The sequence below is a fragment of the Vibrio sp. 1CM23M genome (genome assembly GCF_023161755.1).
Taxonomy (GTDB): domain Bacteria; phylum Pseudomonadota; class Gammaproteobacteria; order Enterobacterales; family Vibrionaceae; genus Vibrio; species Vibrio coralliirubri.
In genome coordinates, this window is the sequence record NZ_JALNTR010000003.1 from 458549 (window position 1) to 476064 (window position 17516).

Genomic DNA, 17516 nt, shown 5'->3' on the forward strand with positions numbered 1-17516 from the left:
CTTGAGAATCCACAAGAATGTTCTTAGTTACTATAGAGAGAGTTAAAAAGGAGTGAGGGCATGTATCGTTATGTCAGTTCACCGCAAGCGTCGAAGTACATAGTGCCGCCGCCTCAACATCGAGAATTGTCGAGTGTGGATGTGCCTGAGTCTGAATTAGAGATGCGAGAAATATTGAATAATTGGTTTGCTGATGGTTTAGCACCCATTATTGAAAGTGAAGATGACTACATCTCTGCGAGCGATCACGTTCGATTTGAAAAGCTTAGCCGCACCGTTGGGATGCTGTTGAGAAACAAAGATTATTATTTTGCGGCCAAACGGATTTTATCAGTGTGGGAACAAGATTGTCTTGAAACCACTTATATCAATTATCTCATTTTGCGCAGTGAGCGAGTCAATTCTCTAAGGTAAGTTAATGCTGTGGCAATTTTCCTTTGCCATTAGGCATTAGCGACTTTGGGTTTGTGTGCTTAAGATCTTTCTGTTTTTCTAGCAAATTAGGCAAACAAAAAGGGCAAGCTTTGAGGCTCACCCTTAAGGTTCTTTGTTTTACTTCCGTTGTTTTTTTAATTACGTTGCTGTTTTGGTTTAACGCTATTTTCAACTGGGTTACGACTTACACCCAACCATCAAATTTGAGTCGTTTTTGAATTCTCTCGACTGCTTCTTTCTGCATTTGTCTAACACGCTCGTTAGAAACGTTTACATCCAACATTTGTCCGACCTCAGACAGCGTTTTCACGTTGTTATCAAAGAAACCAAAACGGTGGATTAGCACCTTTTGTAATTTTGGAGGAAGTGTATGGATGATTTGTTCTAGAGCTTGGGTAAAGGATTGATCTTCACAGTCTTGTTGAGGGTCGGGGATATATTCACTTTCGCATTGATCAAGCACCATAGGAGCATGGCTAGTTCCAACCGTTGTCGTCACGTCAATAAACCCACTTAACGCCACCAGTTGATCGACGCGTTCGGCCTTAACACCTGAACTGTCTGATAACTCAGAAATTGAAACCTCTTTACTCATTTTTTTGCTTACATCGAGCTTTTTTGAGGCGAGGCTGTTTATTTCTTTACACACGTGGGCTGGCAATCGAACGGTTCGACCCGTGTTCATCAGTGCGGCTTCAATGTTTTCGCGTATCCACCAGACAGCGTAGGTTGAAAAACGATAACCTGGTTCTGGATCGTATTTGTCGATGGCTTTAATTAAGCCAATGTTGCCTTCCTCGATCAGGTCGAGCAGGGTGAAATTATTGCCTTTACGCTTTAGGTAACTCTTTGCGATTTTCACAACAAGGCGCAGGTTTGATTCGATCATAACATCACGCGCTTTTTTATCACCCGCGCGATTCAATTTTGCGTAATACACTTCATCTTCACGCGACAGCAGATCAATGCCAACAATATCCTTTAGATAATGAGCATAAGGATCTGCACTGGTAGAAAATGATTCGGTAATGGGTGTTTCATCCGTGAGCCCCTGAAACGCAGCAAAACTATCGTTGTTCATTTCCTTGTCCTTATCTAGCCGACTGAACGTTTTATTTTATTATTATGCCACCAAGTGATTAACGCTTGGTTTCATTAGAGTGTAGATAACAGTTTCTTCTTTACCAATAAATAAAATGCAATTTCGTATGTTTATGTCACAAAAAGATCTACAAATATTTAACTATTTTGCATCTCATCCAGTGTGTTGGTTTTTCATTTAAAACATTAAGGCGGCTAGTTTATAAAACATGTGTTATGCATTGGTTTGTCTAGATAAATGACGTGAATTTATAGGTGTGGTTTAGAACTATAATTGAGAGGGGAAATGATGAGAAAAATGGTAAGAGTCGAGGTTCAATGTTTCTAAGTACCTCAACTCTTTTAGCTGTGTCGGCTGTTAAGTATCGCCACGCACGTTTTAATACTATCGATTAATAAGTGCTAAGAACCTCATCAATTTGCTGATTAATGATCTTCATTTCGCTGTAGATAACCGAAAGATCATCATCTTGCGGCGCAAGCTTATTGAGTGTGTTTTGTTCTACTCTTTCCAATGCAACTGTGGCCGTTTCTTCACCAAAGCTGGCTAAAATGCCTTTTAAGGTGTGCACGGTAAAATGAAGTTTGCCCCAATCTTGTTGTTGAACCAACTCTTCGATCTCTTGTAGCGAATTGCCATGGTCTTCTTGATATGTAGACAAAACGGCGTAAATGACGTCTCTGTCATTGTCTAAATAGGCGTTTAAAGCATCAAAGTCTAGCATGTGGACTCCTGTCGGCTGAATGTTGAAAATGGGCTAGGCGGCTTAGTGGAAAAACCATACCTTGATGAATCACTAATCCATTGATTCCATTTTGGAGGAAGTTCTAACTGTAAGATTTCTTCTAGATAGTCGTCGCTAAGTTTCTCATCTATATGAGCTTTATTGACGGCGTATATATAGTCAAGTTTGGCAGCAACTGAATATGGGTAACTGTGAATGTAGTCCTTTATTTCTTGGATCGAACCCAAGTTTTCAATGTTTATACACGTTGAAGGGTCGACATTTTTGGACTCAAGTTGGTGATTTACGGCTTCTCCACGAGATTTGAGACATTCCACTGTTAAATGATAAAGAGAGTACTCACCAAAGTGGGCGAGCACGGGTAATAACTGAGTGAGCAAGTAAGTCGGTTGGCTGTGGAAATTGTTCGCTAACAGTGTCGAAGCTCTAATCACTTTTTTGTGGGCAACCTGAGGGCTATTTTCGATGAGCAATATGCTGCTCTGAAATAGGGCGAGGCTGGCCAAAACTTGCTGCTGTTGTTTAACTGGAAGTTTCAGGTTTACCAACTCGGTGAATTGGTTGGCGTGCTCAAGCAAAATACGTTTGTACTTTAGTTGCGTCTCGCGCTGATACGTTGCTTTTAAGGAATTAAAGTGCGCACCAATGGAATGGATGACATCAATGTCAGCAGCTGAAATGTGGGTTGCATACATCTCACCTAACTTTATGATCATATGTGTGTTATCTGCGTTCTCAGCTAAGTCGATCGCCCTGATTGCACGATGGCTGATGCTGGGAGTCATCTCAAATGCACGAATCGCTAATTTAAGAGCAGGCAGCAGCATTTTATGTTTTTCATAGATACAGCTTAAGCAGTCAATCACGCTCAAAGAAAGTGGCTGTGCTATTAGAAAATTGTGGAGCTTATCTATGGCTAAATTTGGCTTGCCTAAGCTGTCGAGAATGAGTGCCTCAGCCACCAATTTTGTTGGGTGCATGTTGGTTTTCGAGTTGTTAATGACGCTAGCGAGTAACTGCCATTTTTTACCTGCTATTAAATGTTCAATCAATGTCGCTTCGAATTGGACGCTAGTGCCATTAGGGGAGATCGCCAAAGATTGAGCTAATCTCTCTTGACTGGCAATGGGATACAAATCATTCAGTTGGGTGAGCTTCTTTGAAACGGACACGGCACTTTGGATCTTTTTACCCAACGTTTGAGTGTTAATTGGTTTAGATACGAAGTGGTGTGCTTCACCTGAAAGGGCGGTTAATACTGTTTCCTGACGCATATCCCCAGAGAGTAAGATTGTCGCCACCGTATGATCGATGAGGCGATTTCGATACAGAATCCCCAACAGCTCAAAGCCAGTAAAAGACTGTTCTAAGTGGTAATCGATGAGGAGTACATGAAAAGAGTGTGTCTCGACTGCTTTAATGGCTTGTCGATAGTCGGTCGCAATAAAGATGCAATCATGTGAAATGCCCAAGCTCGAGAGTTGCTGCTTTATAAGAATAGTTGCACTCTTGGAGTCGTCGACAATTAAAACTCGTAGGTCAGGTGGTAAGGTCAAATCCATTTTCCTCAATACCAAATGTTATTTTTAATCTAGGTGTCAAGTTGCACATTGTCAAGGTGCCTATATCACATACAAACACTCAATAAACTATTGGTAATTAAAACATTTATGAAATCCTTCAAACGCAGGTTACTTTTACCTGATTTTTGTGGGGTTATACGTGTTTTAGAAATAAAAAAGAGGCAAACCGATAAGCTCACCTCTCTGTTTTATTATTCGAGTTTTTATTCGAAATGTTGTTCTTTGCTTGAAGCTTTATTTACCGAAACTCCAGCGCTAATCACGCATGTTTAGAATCAACACCGCGGCTAGGGCCAAGAACGCCGTCATCATTAAGAACACATCGTTGTAAGCCATGATGGCAGCGTCACGTTGCATTGTGCCGAGCAAGCTTGCTTGCGCTTGTTGCATTGCAGTTGCCGCATCACTTCCTGACTGAATGAAAAACGCTTGTTGTTGCTGAAGCGTCTGCCAACCAAGTTGACTCACGGAAGGTAACGATTCCTTGATGTGTGCCAAGTGCTCACGGGTTTTGTTATCCAATAGCGTAGCGATAATCGCGATGCTGAAAGCACCACCTAAGTTTCGCATCACGTTGGTTAACGTTGATGCGTCTGGTGTATCCATTTTACTGATGTTTTTCATGGCAACCAAAGACAGCGGAACCATGATGAACGGACTACCAATAGCACGCAGAACCATGGATAAAATTAGCTGTTGTCCGCCAAAATCGATTGTCATGTGTGTATTTACGTAACAACTAAAACCGAACATCGCGAAGCCAAAGGTAACCAAGTACTTAGGCTTAATAATCTGTGTTAGCTTAGGCACAATTGGGAATATCAGCAGCTGTGGGAAACCCATCCACATTAATACTTCACCAATTTCCATCGCGTTATATTGCTGAATTTGAGTGAGATACATCGGCAGAACATAGATAGAGCCAAGCAACGCCATCCCTAGAATCAAATAGGCGATACAGGACATCGCAAACTGCCCATCCCGCAATAGCCGCAGGTTAACCAATGGCTTCTTGTGTTGAAGTTCGTTTATCACGAAGTAAACCAAACTCACAGCAGAGACGATACTCAAGCCAACAATAAAGCTCGAACTGAACCACTCTTCACGGTTACCTTCTTCTAGTACCACTTCCAAACAACCTAGCCCTAATGCCATGGTGGCGATACCAAACCAGTCTGCTTTTTTAAGCGTGCCAAGGTCGAGCTTTTCATCGTCCAAGCCATATCTGATCATGGTGATCACGAGCAAAGCAGGCGGAATATTGATGTAGAAAATATAGTGCCACGAGAAGTTCTCCGTCAGCCAACCACCAAAGGTAGGGCCGATCGATGGAGCAAAGGTCGCGGTTACACCAAACAGTGCCATACCCACAGCGCGCTTGTTGACCGGCAATAACTGAATCACCAGCGAGAAAGCAAGCGGGATTAAAGCACCACCACTGAAGCCTTGCATCGCGCGGAATACGATCATCGAGGTCATGTTCCAAGAGAACGAACATAACAAAGATGAAATGGTGAAGATGGCTGTCGTCCACGTGATATAACGGCGTTTACCGAGCGCTTTAGAAAGCCAACCACTGAGTGGGATAGCGATCATCTCTGCGACTAGGTAAGACGTAGAAATCCACGAGCTTTCATCCAAGGTGGCAGACAGCGCACCTTGAATATCTTTGAGAGACGAATTGGTGATCTGAATATCCAAGATCGCCATAAACGCGCCGATTAAGCCGCCAAATAGGGCGATCCAATGGCGTCTTGAAACCTCTCCATCGTCATTCGTTTGGGTGACAACCCCAGCGTTACTCATGGTCTAGCCTCGTTTATCGATGGTCGCTACCACAGACAAACCAGGAAGCAGTCGACCTTTCAACTCTTGCTGATCTGGAATCGTAATTTTCACCGGTACACGCTGAACGATTTTAGTGAAGTTTCCGGTCGCGTTTTCTGGTGGTAGGAGCGCAAACTTAGCGCCAGTCGCAGGGGAGAAACTGTCTACCACTCCTTCAAGCGGTTGACCCGGGAACGCATCCAGTTCGACTTCAACCGTTTGGCCTTTGTGAATGCCACTTAGCTGTGTCTCTTTGAAGTTGGCTTCAATCCACACTTGGTTGTTTGGTACCAAACTCATAAGTGGTGCACCTGCTTGAATCAACAAGCCTTCACGTACGCTACGTTTACCAATCACGCCATCTGCTGGCGCGTAAACTTGGGTGTAATCCAGGTTAAGCTGTGCTTGATCTCTCTGGGCTTGAGCTTCGGTCACGGATGCGTTTGCTTGCTCAATCTCACTAGCGATAACGGTTAATTGATCATTGGTTGCAACGAGGTTTGCTTTTGCTTCTTCTAAATCTGCCTGAGTCACTTTTTGTTGTGCGACCATGCTGTCGACTTCATCTTGAGACGCGTAGTTACGCTTTAGTAAGCTACGAGAACGTACTACTTGTTGAGTTGCGCGTTCGTATTCAGCTTGTGCAGAATCAACGCGGCTCTCTGCTTGATTAATCTTGCTACGTTGTAACGTTTGTTGCGCCACTAGATTTTTGACGTCTGATTGCACGACGCTTAAATGGGCGTTTGCTTGAGCGAGTGCTGACTGGTAATCACGGTCATCGATTTGAACCAGCAAATCACCTTCTTTAACCGATTGGTTATCACTCACGTAAGACTTAACAATATAGCCAGACACCTTAGGGCTAATATTCGTGATGTCGCCTTGTAGGTAGGCATTGTCGGTAGATTCAAAGTACTGGCCATAACCGTACCAGTACCCAGCACCGGCTAAACCCAATGACAGCATGATCGCAGTAGCAATAAGCGGAGCTTTTTTACGTTTTTTTGTGCTTACTGATTGCGAAGCGTTGTTGTTCTCTGTCATTTTTTATTTCTCATTTTGTTTTTATTTAGATGTAACGAATTGTAAATGAATTCGATTGATTGATAAGATAGGAAAAAAGGGAAACACTGTTGCAAAAATCTAACTAATAGAGCTTTGGGAGAAGTACGATGGACTTAAATGCTGTGACTGTTTTTACACAAGTTGTTGATTGTGGGAGTTTCACGCATGCAGCAGAAGCGTTGAACATGACCAAGTCGACCGTCAGCCGAAAGCTAGATGAGCTAGAACAGCACTTAGGTGTGAGGTTGATCACTCGTTCGACACGAAGTTTAGTCTTAACGCCAGAGGGTGAGCGCTTTTATCAGTCGAGCATGCAGATGCAAGAGATCATGAACCAAGCTGAGCTAGAGGTTTCTGCCAATCAGGATTTGATCCGAGGGCAGCTAAATGTTGTGTTGCCTGTCGAATTGGGGCATCAAGTATTAGCCAAATACATCCACAGCTTCCTAAAAGAGCACCCAAACGTGACTTTGAACTTAGAACTGTCGAATCGAGAAGTCGACATCATTGCGGAAGGGATCGATCTTTACGCACAAATTGGTGAGCTAGTGGACTCGAGTTTGGTTTCTCGCTACCTCACAACATCAAAGCGTGTATTGGCAGCCAGTCCTGAGTATTTAGAACAGTTCGATGAAATCTCTACGCCCAATGATCTTAAACCGCCATTCAGATTGATTGAGGTAGTGAACAAGGCCGCGCGTCTACCCAAATGGCATTTACAATTAGAAGGTGGTGAGTCGGTTTTGATCGATCTACCGTGTCAGTTGCGGGTGAATACCATCACGGCATGCCTAACAGCGTGTGTCGATGGGCTTGGGTTGGCGGTGCTTCCTGAATTCATTTGTCGGGAACACTTCAAGACAGGTAAGCTGATTCGCTTGTTACCTGAATATGAGATGCCAGAAGTTTCAGTAAGCCTAGTGTATGCAGACAGGCAGTTGATGCCCAAACGTAAGAAGGTCTTTATCGACTATCTACTGACTGCCTTTCAAAATAGGAAGCAAAAGTAACGGGGTAAATCTTAGTGGTAAAGTGCTTAGGCTTCCTATTATTCGTTATTGTCTAAACTGTATCGAAGCTAACTATGATTGGGCTGCCAGTCGACGACTTGTCCATTCGCTAATATAGCTTTGACTGATAGGCCAGCAATATCGATACCGTTGTGACGAAATGCCTTGTTAGAGAAGTTGGCAATGATCTTACTCCCGTCACTAAACTCAGTTTGTTGAACATCGCCGTTTTTATCTAACCATTCGAAATCGACCAACTGTTTATCCCATAACTGTTCGTGCATTGGTTCAAAGCCATCTTGATAGTGTTTGAGTGCTTTGATTCTCGGGCTTGAACTTGATAAAGCTTCATCTCTGGTCAAGTGAACCATCGCTGGTGTGTTGTATAGCATGGCGGTTAAGTCACGTTCTGCTTGTACATTAGTGAACTTAAGGCTGTCTGAATGCCAATGGTGCGTATTGATTACTTCATCATGGAAAACGGCTTGGTAAAGTGGAATTCGATATTGTGGCGAAAACAGTAGCGACTTATAGGGCTCTTTAACCTCGGCCGGCTTAAAGAAGAAGTCAGGCTTGTGGTCTGGGTACCAACGACCTAAGTAATAGGGAGATTGGCGGTTTTCTTTCATGTCTTTATCTGTCCAACCAAAACCAACCGTTTCTAAGCCGTGTGCAAACGCGATGCCTTTTGTTGTTAGGCTATTGCCGTCTTCAGATCCTAATACTAACGATGGTTGCTCGCTAAGCCACTGCATTCGGTTGTTGAAGGAAGAAAGCATGTCCGACTCGTTTGTATTGCCATTTCCATTGCTGTTGCTATGACTGTCTATAGAGCCGCTGTAATCTTCACGTGCCATGGCGGTTGCATCAACATCCAAGAACAAGCTGTTGAAGTTGCCGAATCTCATAATGTCTTGAGCGCGCTGTTTTACATATTCTAAATGGCAGTTCGGGTTTAAGTAAAAGCCGTTACCTCGAAACCCTTTTTTCAAACTCCCATCCGCTAGTTCAATGGCACAACTTTGACGCATTGGCTCTGGTAATTGAGCGGTTAGCCAGTTGTCGTTCAGCTTCGCAGGAATGGCTGTGTTGTAGGAATCATAGGTGCCGACCAGATATCCTGACTGTTTTGCCAGACCCACAGCGTTAGGTTGATAGAATGCTGGCATCCAATTATCAAATCCGATCCAAAGTTTGTTTAAGCCTGCCTTATTTAGATTGGCGACCATATCTGAAGACAACGCTTGTCCCCAAGTCTCTGACGAGTTTAGGTAGGGGGAGGCGTGTTCAACCAACCAATTTTTCTTATTCTGCGCTGCCACGTATTGAGCTTTGATCGTGTTGTTTTCGAGTGTCGCAGTACCGACTGGAAATAACACCTGCAACGACTGGCTAATAGAGTCCAACAATAATTGTTTGTGGTACTGACTGAACCAATCTTTGCCCTTGGAGAGTGATGAAAGCTCTCTTTTTGCTTCCTTGGAAACGTTGAGTTTAGAGCCCTCTAGATACCATGTTTTCAATCCCCACCAGTCGCTTACATCTTGGACGCTTAGTGGATCTTTGCCAAACAAATAAACGTGGCTCACGCCAATCAGCTTACTCACATCTGGATTACGCTTTTGCTTTGCTACAAGTGTTTCAGACTGGTCATTATTGATGCGCCAATCGCGGTATTGTTTGGCACCATCTAACCACGACTCTCCGAGGGTGATACGAACAATAAAAGGCTGCGATTGATTGAGCATCGTAAATTGGTGTGATGCCTTCATGTCAATTTTGGTCTTGGAATTTGTTGAAGTATCAGAGGATACCTCTGAGAAGAGCAGTTGATTGTTGGTTGCATTAACCATTTGATAGCTAATGAAATGATTGTTTTGCTGTATTGTCCAAAAAGGCATCTTTAAGTCTTGAGTAGTGTTGCTTCCAGAATGGTTGCCGACGAGATAACTTGCCCAAAGCTTGTTGTCAGTAGGCACGCGCATGCCTTCACTAAAGGGTAGAAATAGTGTCTGAGTTTGTTGTTCTGCAAGATCAAACCACGCTAATTCGATGGGTTCGTTTCGTTTCACCTGTATATTTGAAGGTAAGCTGAACTGAAAAGTGAGCTGGTCTTGATTAAGCTCTGCCTCAACGTTTATCCCACTGGGTACTAAGGTCCACGTGGCGATTTTTGCTGATCTAGTTTTATCGGAAAAGCCAATAACCAGATTGGTCGCTTTCTGTGGTTTGTTATCAACGGTGAGAGCTGCGCTGTTAACGCTTAAGCCGTTCCAATCTATCTCTAGAGTATTCGACGATATAGAGACGGTATTGCTGGTAGTGGCGTTAGCGTTGTCGCGGATACTGCTGCCGTTAACGCTGCTATTACTGGTGAGCGTTATTTGGCTCGCTTGTGCATTGGATGAAAACAGGCAAGCGGTTGTTAAAGCCACAATGGCACAAGTGGAAAGAATGAGTGGGTAACGTACGCTGAGCATATCTAGATTCCGTAAAGGGTAAGTACGGTTATTACACCTAAGTAGCGCTAGTGCTTTGTCACCTATATGTCTCTATTCTCTGTTTGGCGTTAGAGATATTCCATTAGAAAGGCACGGCGACGCGCTGCACATATTGGACTTCAATTGCGCCTTGGTATTCAAACATTTCAACCGAAGCACTCAAGTGCTTGGCTTTAGTTCCAAGTGGACTTTCTGTGGGAACGGGTGCTTGCGCTGTTTTGACTGGCACTTTGTAACCTAACAGGTTGTAGTCTTCATCAAACCATTGCCAACTCACATTAGCGTCGGGGCAGTTGTCGATCACCTTTGGAGGTGAGAGCACGATATGTGGTTCGCTGAGTTTACTTTCGAGCGTCAGCCATCGATTACTGTCATTTAAAGCGACAATAATAGGGTAGTGATTTGAACCTATCTTTAGTTGATAAACACCAGATTCGGGTTTGATGAACATTTCATTGGTTTCAATCTCTTGATACTCATTATTGGAAGCGAGTTGCCCATCAAGAAGGACTTTGCCTTTGGGCGATACCAAAGAAAGAGTTTGGGTTTCTAAGCCTTTGTTGAGTTGCTCGGCAGAGACTTTGATTTGATAACCGTGCGACGACAAACCATAGCGTCGAATGAAGCTGACTTGGATGTGGTGTTTCGGCTCTGCACTTTGTTTTAGTGAGGTTCCACATTGTGTCTGGCTTAATACCTCTTGTTTGACTGGCAGCCAAAGCTCACTACCGAGTGTTTGTTGATCGAGTGCGATTTGCAGCTCTTGCCACGCAACTTGAGGTTGGTCATCAAGCAGAGATTGATAGGTGTGCTGCAATGGCGTGTCGGTAAACCATGCCGCATGACTTGCGAACGGCAAGGTGCAGAGCAGTGCGGTTAACGAAGTGACTTTCATTATGATTCCCCAGCCAAGCGGTAACCAACGCCACGATGTGTTTCTATATTCAAGGTTGGCAGCTTCTGGCGTAAGCGCAGTATGTGATTATCAATAGTTCGGGTACTAGGAAAGGCCTGATACCCCCAAATTTTATTGAGTAATTCATCTCGGTGAAACACACGACTTTGGTTCTGAACAAACAGTACCAATAGCTGAAACTCCTTAGGCTTCAACGTGATTGGGCTTTCGTCCAGATAAGCGATCCGTTCCGACAAGTTGATTTGGATATTTGCGTAATTTAAGTGGCTCACACCTAACGGACGAAGCTGGGTAATGACTCGAGCGAGCAATTCATCGTTCGAAAATGGTTTAGTCACGTAATCTTTGGCTCCCGCCATTAAACCTTCAACACGTTGTTGAACTTCTACTTTAGCGGTCAGCACAATCACAGGAAGCGCTTTGAGGAGCAACCAGTTTGGAAGGTGTTGCAAGCTGTCCCCATCTTCAAGCTGTCGATCCAGTATCACAAGATCGGCTCGAAACCATTGCTTACTGGCATTCTCTGTATCCTTCGCCCAAAGGCATTGGTAACCATTGGATTCAAAGAAGCTGACGAGGCCTTGTCCAAGCAGTTGGTCGTCTTCAATCAGCAGTAGGGTGTTCATAAGCAATTTCCAAAATACATCGGGTTGGGTTACGAAGAATAATGAGGCGGCCATTCGCTTGCTTCATCAAGTGCTCGACAATAGTCAGGCCAATGCCCATGTTATCCAGTTTGTGCGCTTCACTTGGCGTGACACGAGACATGAGTCGTTGTATCGGCGAAGGGAAGTGCCCCTCGTCTTGCACCTCAATCGTCAGCTTGTCTCCGAGTTCGACCTTTACCAGCACCTTACCTTTACCGTGTTGTTTGGCATTCTTGATTAGATTATCCAAGCAGATGGTTAGCCAGTAATAGGGGAGGTTCAGTTCAACTTCACGCGCTTCACATTGATAAGAAATATTGTGCTTTTCACATACATGATCGAGCCACTCTTCTAATGATGCATTTTGCTTTAACAAAGGCTCTGACTGATCCGAACTTAGGTACACTTTGCTGTTTTCGGTGAGTTGAGAGAGCCTTTGATAGTCGGATATTAAACGCCAAACCGCGTTTTGAGTTTCATCAGGAAATTCATCGTAGCGATTTCTAAACATTTCGACGGTTAAGCCTAGGCTAGTAATGGGCGTGCGCAGTTCATGAGTAAGAAGCTGTAAAACGAACTGCCTCTCTTTTCGTTGTTTTGTTCTTAGGTATAAGACTCTAGCGAGGCCGGAAAGCAACGTTAACAGCAATGAAAATATCAAGGTTTTCATGATCAGGTTGTCATTGCTAGGCTCGCTTAAGCACACGTTGCTGTAACGAAAAGTACAGGTTTCACCTGCCAAAGATACCTCTTGTTGCTCTGCGATAGGTTGCCAAACATCTAAGGGAATGGCTTTCCAGCCTTGTTCGCCACTCAACCAAAGCACATCATCTTGTTGCCAAGCGCGGTATCCATTGAGCAATGCCTCTCTGCCTTGAGCAGTTAGCGCTTCTAGCTTTGTATATAGAGGGTGCTGTGGGTTGGTAATACTCAAAAACGGGCGTATTTGCTCGCTTACGTCTGGGTAAGCTGCCAAATAACGATCAGCAAAGCTGCCACCGGCGGGGTGTATTTTGGAGTGTGCTGCAAACCAAATCGAATCCAATGCTTGTTGCTGACATAAGGCGAGCTCAAACTCGATGGCATCATGTAATGAAGGGTTACTGTTTTCAATTGCTTGGCAGTGATCCTGTATTGACGCTAACGCTGCGATGTCGTCCCAACTGAATTGGTTGAAATCAGGATAGCGGCTACTTTCATGGAGCAGAACTTTCGGATACTGAGCCAACTCTTGTTGAGATACTAAGATTGGAGATGATTGCCAGCTCAGTTGATACAGGGTTTGCCACTTATCTTGCAAACTTTGGGCATTGGCTAGAGTTGGGAGCCAAAAGATCAAGCAAAGAGCCAATGTAAACCTGCGCATCCAATCATTCTCGTTAAAAGTCGTGGGGCGAGTCTAAAGAGTTTTGGGCGCGATTTGTAACCTGAATGTCAACAAGTGTTCTTTTAACAACAAATTGTCGTGTGGGTCATGCTTTTAAATAATAAAGTACAAATACAGTAAGTATCATTTATTTGAAATAAACTAGATAATTGTGTACTTACTGTCATTATTGGGCGGATTGAGGGGACTATACTGGGCTCATACCTAATAAGAGGAACCATTATGAAAATCATCATCAAATCAGTATTGGCAATCAGTATTTTGGCCGCAGGCTCTGCTCAGGCGTTCGAATTAACCAGCAACGATATTCAAGAAGGTCACCCAATGGCGAAGACTTTTGAATACTCAAGTTGGGGTTGTGACGGCGATAACCTATCACCACAGTTAATGTGGAAAGATGCACCAGCAGGCACCAAAAGCTTTGCAATCACAGCTTATGATCCAGATGCACCGACTGAAAGTGGCTTCTGGCATTGGGTTGCGTTTGATATCCCTGCAACTGTGAACGAGCTATCTCGCGGTGTCGATATCTCTAAGTTGGGTGGCAAAGAAGGTCGCATTGATTACGGTACAGTTGGCTACGGTGGCGTTTGTCCTCCAGAAAAAGATGGCATGCACCGTTACCAGTTCACGGTTTGGGCATTGCCAACGGACAAACTTAACCTCGACGAAAACACGCCGTCAGCAGTGGTTGGATTCACGTTGAACAGTATGGCTTTAGACAAAGCGAAACTGACCGCAACTTATACACGTTGATAATAAGTAAATAAGGGGGTGAGATGAATCATCAATATCAAGTGACGATCTTTCGTGCAGAGCAGTTGCAGAAGCTGCGTAATGTGAGGATTCTATCCCCTAGTATCATTCAGATCATTACAGGAAGTAAGCGCCTGTTTTGGAAAGATTCAGCGGCAGAGCTCTCACATTCTGAGCTTCTGTTGTGTGAGGCATCAGTTTCACTAAGTTTTGAGAACATGCCCCACAAAGGGCGCTTCTTGTCGCGAGTGTTCAGCTTTCAATTCCAACCTTCTCAGGCGATGCTTGATTTAAGTGAGGAGCGGTCGAATGATCTGGGACTGCCTACGGTGAAAGCGGATCGAAACTTACAAGACTCACTCAATGCGTTGTTTTCGTTTGATACACAGAGCATGAGCAAAGAGACTCAACAGTTTTGGCTGCAGGGCTTGTACCAGCAATTGGCTGAAAAAGGGGTATTGCATCGACTGTTTGCCAGTGCCAACGTCTCGTTTAGCCAAAAGCTTAGCCATTATCTTTCACATTCACCAGATGAGAAACATCCGCTAGAGTCGGTGGCGGAGCGTTTTGCGATGAGCCGAGCTACACTGATTCGAAAGCTCAAACTGGAAGGTATGCAATATCGAGAGGTACTGGCTGAAGTTCGCTTGAGTCACGCGCTTTATCTGATGCAAAACGGACAGCAGAATGTGGCGATGTTGGCTCAGTCTTGCGGTTATCAATCGGAAGGGCGTTTTAGTCAGCGCTTTAAAGGCAAATTTGGTTTGTCGCCAAGTGAATACATCAAAACCGTCGTCAGCCATAGAGTCGCGAGCAAATAAAGTCGCGACGCCGTAATCATTCTGTTTGGCTTAAACGCTCACTTTCTTATCTCGTGCTGCCAATGCCGCGAAAATCGTGCACGCAAAGGCAACAGATGCGATCAGCAGAATAGGCACACTCCAAGAATCGGTTTGAGCATGAAGCTTACCCACCAGCGTTGGACCAGTGGCTGCCAACGCATAACCGATTCCCTGAGCCATACCCGACAATGATGCGGCTTGGCTGCTATTCGATGTACGCAAGCCAACAAAAGAGAGCGCGATAATAAACGTCGAGCAGTTGGCTAATCCGAACAGTCCCACCCAAAAAATCGCAAACTCAGGCAAATACAGCAGACCAATCAATCCAATAAATACACTCGATGCACACAGAGTGATGAGCCATTGTTGATTGTCACTTTTGGCTAAGAATGGCAGTAACAGCAGCCCTGGAACCATAGTCGAAAACTGCAAAAATCCATAAATGTAGCCTGCATCGATTTCGCTGTAGCCAAGGTCGTTCAAGATCTGTGGCAACCAGCCAGCCAAAGAGTAAAAGGTAAATGAGTTAAGCCCAAGCGCTAGCGTTACTTGCCACGCTACGCCACTCTTAATCATCTGTTTCAAAGGCAGTGGTTTGTCTTGTTGTTTGTTATCGCTAGCAGAAGATGAGCGCTTTCTGATTTTAGGCAACCAGATCATCAAAGCTAATATTGGAAATACCAAGTTCATTAACAGCGCTAATTGCCAACCTGTCATAGTGAATAAGGTGAGCTCTGAAAATGGCACCATCAAACTTGAGCCTAACGTCGAGCCGATGCCCATCGTAAAGATGTACAGAGAAGTAACGGTCGCAATACGAGTAGGGAAGCTAATTTTCACTACAACAGGTAACAACACATTACCAATCGCGATACCAAGCCCAATCATCACCGTACCGATATACAAGGTTGGGATTAACCCGGCAGAGCGCAGGGTAATCCCAGTCGTGATCAGAACTAAGCCTAATAGCAAGCTTGGCTCTAGACCAATTCGCTGGGATATCTTGGTGACTAATGGTGAAAATAAGGCAAAAGTTAACAGTGGCAAAGCTGTTAAGAAGCCAGCAGCCGACGACGTAAGGTTGAGGCCTTCCATAACCTGAGAAAGCACAGGAGCTAAGCTCGTAAAAGGCCCACGAAGGTTAAGTGCTAGGAATAGAATCCCTAACATCACGAAAATGCTATTACGAAGAGAGGCGCTCATAGGTTGTTCTACTGTTTGCTTATGAGAAGACAGGCTAGCCTACAGATCATTGAATGATTACACAAATACCGTTTAAATAGGTTTACTAATGATTGAACCAGCGCAGTACGCGCTTAGCCAGAAAAGGTCACCCATGACTGCATTGAATATCGACAAGCTCATCTCAAACTTCCCACTACTTCAACAATTAATGGCACTCGAAGAAGTGACTTGGTTTAACCCAAACATCACGACTTTGGAGCAAGGTTTACCCTATGTGGGATTAGGCGAACAAGATATTCACGATGCTAGCATGAGGCTACAAAGGTTTGCTCCTTATCTAGCCAAGGCGTTTCCGGAAACTCAAGTGACTAATGGCATCATCGAATCTGAGCTTGTTGACATTCCATCTATGAAAGCAGTATTGGAAGCGCATTATCAGCAGCCTGTAAAAGGGCGTTTGATGATGAAGAAAGATAGCCATTTACCGATTTCAGGTTCAATCAAAGCGCGTGGCGGTATTTATGAAGTACTAACGCATGCCGAGAAGCTTGCGATTGAAGCCGGGTTACTGTGTGAGAGCGATGACTACAGTAAGTTGCTCGAACCTGAATTTCGTGACTTTTTCCAGCAATACAGCATTGCGGTAGGGTCTACGGGTAATCTAGGCATGTCGATCGGTATCATGAGTGCCAAATTGGGCTTTACTGTCTCTGTTCACATGTCGGCAGATGCGAGAGCTTGGAAGAAAAGCAAACTTCGAGAGCATGGCGTCAACGTTGTTGAATATGAACAAGATTATGGTGTTGCAGTGGAACAAGGGCGTAAAGAGGCGGAACAAGATCCTCGATGCTTATTCATTGATGATGAAAACTCGCAAACCCTGTTCCTTGGCTACTCGGTGGCAGGGCAAAGGCTCAAGAAGCAATTCGAGCTACAGGGGATTGTGGTTAATGAACAGCATCCTTTGTTTGTTTACTTGCCTTGTGGTGTGGGTGGCGGCCCCGGTGGTGTCGCATTTGGCTTGAAGATGGCCTTTGGCGACTATGTGCATTGTATTTTTGCTGAGCCGACCCATTCGCCTTGCATGTTGCTCGGTGTTCATACGGGTTTGCATGATGAGATTGCGGTTCAAGATCTTGGTATCGACAACTTAACAGCCGCAGACGGTTTGGCGGTGGGTCGGGCGTCAGGTTTCGTGGGTCGCGCGATGGAGCGCTTGCTTGATGGTTATTATACATTAACCGATGAGCGTATGTACCAATTGTTAGGAGAAATGAACCAAGTAGAGGGCATTCAACTTGAGCCTTCAGCGCTAGCAGGTATGCCGGGTGCGATTCATGTTGAACAAAATAGTGAATACCTTGCACGACTAGAAATTGATGAGTCGACGCTAGCGAATGCAACACACCTTGTGTGGGCGACAGGCGGAGGCATGGTGCCAGAGCAAGAAATGGCAGCGTATTTAGCTAAGTCATCGGTGTAAATTGGATAGAAAGACGGATGATTGATGAG

Annotated in this window: 15 protein-coding genes; 5 read left to right on the forward strand and 10 right to left on the reverse strand. The window is 44.5% G+C overall.

Annotated features, from left to right (window positions below; translation table 11 throughout):
• Positions 1-60: 60 nt before the first annotated feature.
• Positions 61-414, forward strand: coding sequence for a hypothetical protein (locus MSG35_RS12905; protein WP_172379086.1), 354 nt, complete (start codon positions 61-63; stop codon positions 412-414).
• A 205-nt stretch (positions 415-619) separates the two neighbouring features.
• Here the strand turns inward: MSG35_RS12905 and MSG35_RS12910 are convergent, their stop codons facing one another.
• The 5 genes from MSG35_RS12910 to MSG35_RS12930 all read right to left on the reverse strand — a co-directional run bounded on the left by MSG35_RS12910 (position 620) and on the right by MSG35_RS12930 (position 6739).
• Positions 620-1516, reverse strand: a complete 897-nt coding sequence (locus tag MSG35_RS12910; RefSeq protein ID WP_048612578.1) for a sigma-70 family RNA polymerase sigma factor — start codon at positions 1514-1516, stop codon at positions 620-622.
• A 412-nt stretch (positions 1517-1928) separates the two neighbouring features.
• The gene (locus MSG35_RS12915) at positions 1929-2261 is read right to left on the reverse strand and encodes an Hpt domain-containing protein (protein ID WP_017060508.1); all 333 of its coding nucleotides are present in this window, start codon (positions 2259-2261) and stop codon (positions 1929-1931) included.
• The gene (locus MSG35_RS12920) at positions 2255-3844 is read right to left on the reverse strand and encodes a response regulator (RefSeq protein WP_248384138.1); all 1590 of its coding nucleotides are present in this window, start codon (positions 3842-3844) and stop codon (positions 2255-2257) included. Before MSG35_RS12920 ends, MSG35_RS12915 begins: the two co-directional genes overlap by 7 nt.
• Before the next feature lie 276 nt (positions 3845-4120).
• Positions 4121-5671 carry a DHA2 family efflux MFS transporter permease subunit gene (locus tag MSG35_RS12925; RefSeq protein WP_050648613.1) on the reverse strand — a complete coding sequence of 517 codons (1551 nt, stop codon included), beginning with the start codon at positions 5669-5671 and terminating at the stop codon, positions 4121-4123.
• Between the two features lie 3 nt (positions 5672-5674).
• On the reverse strand, positions 5675-6739 hold the full coding sequence (locus MSG35_RS12930) for an HlyD family secretion protein (protein WP_248384139.1): 1065 nt from the start codon (positions 6737-6739) through the stop codon (positions 5675-5677).
• Positions 6740-6867: 128 nt separating this feature from the next.
• Between MSG35_RS12930 and MSG35_RS12935 the strand changes: the two genes are divergently transcribed.
• Positions 6868-7770, forward strand: coding sequence for a LysR family transcriptional regulator (locus tag MSG35_RS12935; RefSeq protein WP_248384140.1), 903 nt, complete (start codon positions 6868-6870; stop codon positions 7768-7770).
• Positions 7771-7838: 68 nt separating this feature from the next.
• Here MSG35_RS12935 and MSG35_RS12940 read toward each other — a convergent pair whose 3' ends face one another.
• From MSG35_RS12940 to MSG35_RS12955, 4 genes are all read right to left on the reverse strand, one after another.
• Entirely contained in the window at positions 7839-10250 is a 2412-nt protein-coding gene (locus MSG35_RS12940; protein ID WP_248384141.1) for a glycoside hydrolase, read from the reverse strand.
• A 103-nt stretch (positions 10251-10353) separates the two neighbouring features.
• Complete coding sequence (locus MSG35_RS12945) at positions 10354-11166, reverse strand: DUF2861 family protein (protein ID WP_248384142.1); 813 nt, start codon at positions 11164-11166, stop codon at positions 10354-10356.
• Positions 11166-11813, reverse strand: a complete 648-nt coding sequence (locus MSG35_RS12950; RefSeq protein WP_248384143.1) for a response regulator transcription factor — start codon at positions 11811-11813, stop codon at positions 11166-11168. Before MSG35_RS12950 ends, MSG35_RS12945 begins: the two co-directional genes overlap by 1 nt.
• Complete coding sequence (locus MSG35_RS12955) at positions 11791-13200, reverse strand: DUF3404 domain-containing protein (RefSeq protein WP_248384144.1); 1410 nt, start codon at positions 13198-13200, stop codon at positions 11791-11793. The genes MSG35_RS12950 and MSG35_RS12955 overlap by 23 nt, the downstream gene beginning before the upstream one ends.
• 243 nt (positions 13201-13443) lie before the next feature.
• On the opposite strand from MSG35_RS12955, the gene MSG35_RS12960 reads away from it, so the two are divergent.
• Both MSG35_RS12960 and MSG35_RS12965 read left to right on the forward strand, forming a co-directional pair.
• Positions 13444-13977 (forward strand): YbhB/YbcL family Raf kinase inhibitor-like protein, encoded by a 534-nt coding sequence (locus MSG35_RS12960; RefSeq protein ID WP_248384146.1) that lies wholly within the window; start codon positions 13444-13446, stop codon positions 13975-13977.
• A gap of 23 nt (positions 13978-14000) precedes the next feature.
• A complete protein-coding gene (locus tag MSG35_RS12965) occupies positions 14001-14798 on the forward strand; it encodes a helix-turn-helix transcriptional regulator (RefSeq protein ID WP_248384147.1) in 798 nt (265 codons plus the stop codon).
• A 30-nt stretch (positions 14799-14828) separates the two neighbouring features.
• On the opposite strand, the gene MSG35_RS12970 is transcribed toward MSG35_RS12965, so the two are convergent.
• Positions 14829-16022, reverse strand: coding sequence for a CynX/NimT family MFS transporter (locus MSG35_RS12970; protein WP_135384301.1), 1194 nt, complete (start codon positions 16020-16022; stop codon positions 14829-14831).
• Positions 16023-16155: 133 nt separating this feature from the next.
• Here MSG35_RS12970 and MSG35_RS12975 point away from each other — a divergent pair, with 133 nt between their 5' ends.
• Complete coding sequence (locus MSG35_RS12975; protein ID WP_248384367.1) at positions 16156-17487, forward strand: D-serine ammonia-lyase; 1332 nt, start codon at positions 16156-16158, stop codon at positions 17485-17487.
• Positions 17488-17516: the final 29 nt, after the last annotated feature.

What these genes read in the sequence shown, in the direction of transcription:
- MSG35_RS12930 (WP_248384139.1), bottom strand. Translation starts at nt 6,739, where the DNA reads ATGACAGAGAACAACAACGCTTCGCAATCAGTAAGCACAAAAAAACGT.
- MSG35_RS12910 (WP_048612578.1), bottom strand. Translation starts at nt 1,516, where the DNA reads ATGAACAACGATAGTTTTGCTGCGTTTCAGGGGCTCACGGATGAAACA.
- MSG35_RS12935 (WP_248384140.1), top strand. Translation starts at nt 6,868, where the DNA reads ATGGACTTAAATGCTGTGACTGTTTTTACACAAGTTGTTGATTGTGGG.
- MSG35_RS12970 (WP_135384301.1), bottom strand. Translation starts at nt 16,022, where the DNA reads ATGAGCGCCTCTCTTCGTAATAGCATTTTCGTGATGTTAGGGATTCTA.
- MSG35_RS12945 (WP_248384142.1), bottom strand. Translation starts at nt 11,166, where the DNA reads ATGAAAGTCACTTCGTTAACCGCACTGCTCTGCACCTTGCCGTTCGCA.
- MSG35_RS12965 (WP_248384147.1), top strand. Translation starts at nt 14,001, where the DNA reads ATGAATCATCAATATCAAGTGACGATCTTTCGTGCAGAGCAGTTGCAG.
- MSG35_RS12915 (WP_017060508.1), bottom strand. Translation starts at nt 2,261, where the DNA reads ATGCTAGACTTTGATGCTTTAAACGCCTATTTAGACAATGACAGAGAC.
- MSG35_RS12955 (WP_248384144.1), bottom strand. Translation starts at nt 13,200, where the DNA reads ATGCGCAGGTTTACATTGGCTCTTTGCTTGATCTTTTGGCTCCCAACT.
- MSG35_RS12950 (WP_248384143.1), bottom strand. Translation starts at nt 11,813, where the DNA reads ATGAACACCCTACTGCTGATTGAAGACGACCAACTGCTTGGACAAGGC.
- MSG35_RS12905 (WP_172379086.1), top strand. Translation starts at nt 61, where the DNA reads ATGTATCGTTATGTCAGTTCACCGCAAGCGTCGAAGTACATAGTGCCG.
- MSG35_RS12940 (WP_248384141.1), bottom strand. Translation starts at nt 10,250, where the DNA reads ATGCTCAGCGTACGTTACCCACTCATTCTTTCCACTTGTGCCATTGTG.
- MSG35_RS12920 (WP_248384138.1), bottom strand. Translation starts at nt 3,844, where the DNA reads ATGGATTTGACCTTACCACCTGACCTACGAGTTTTAATTGTCGACGAC.
- MSG35_RS12925 (WP_050648613.1), bottom strand. Translation starts at nt 5,671, where the DNA reads ATGAGTAACGCTGGGGTTGTCACCCAAACGAATGACGATGGAGAGGTT.
- MSG35_RS12960 (WP_248384146.1), top strand. Translation starts at nt 13,444, where the DNA reads ATGAAAATCATCATCAAATCAGTATTGGCAATCAGTATTTTGGCCGCA.
- MSG35_RS12975 (WP_248384367.1), top strand. Translation starts at nt 16,156, where the DNA reads ATGACTGCATTGAATATCGACAAGCTCATCTCAAACTTCCCACTACTT.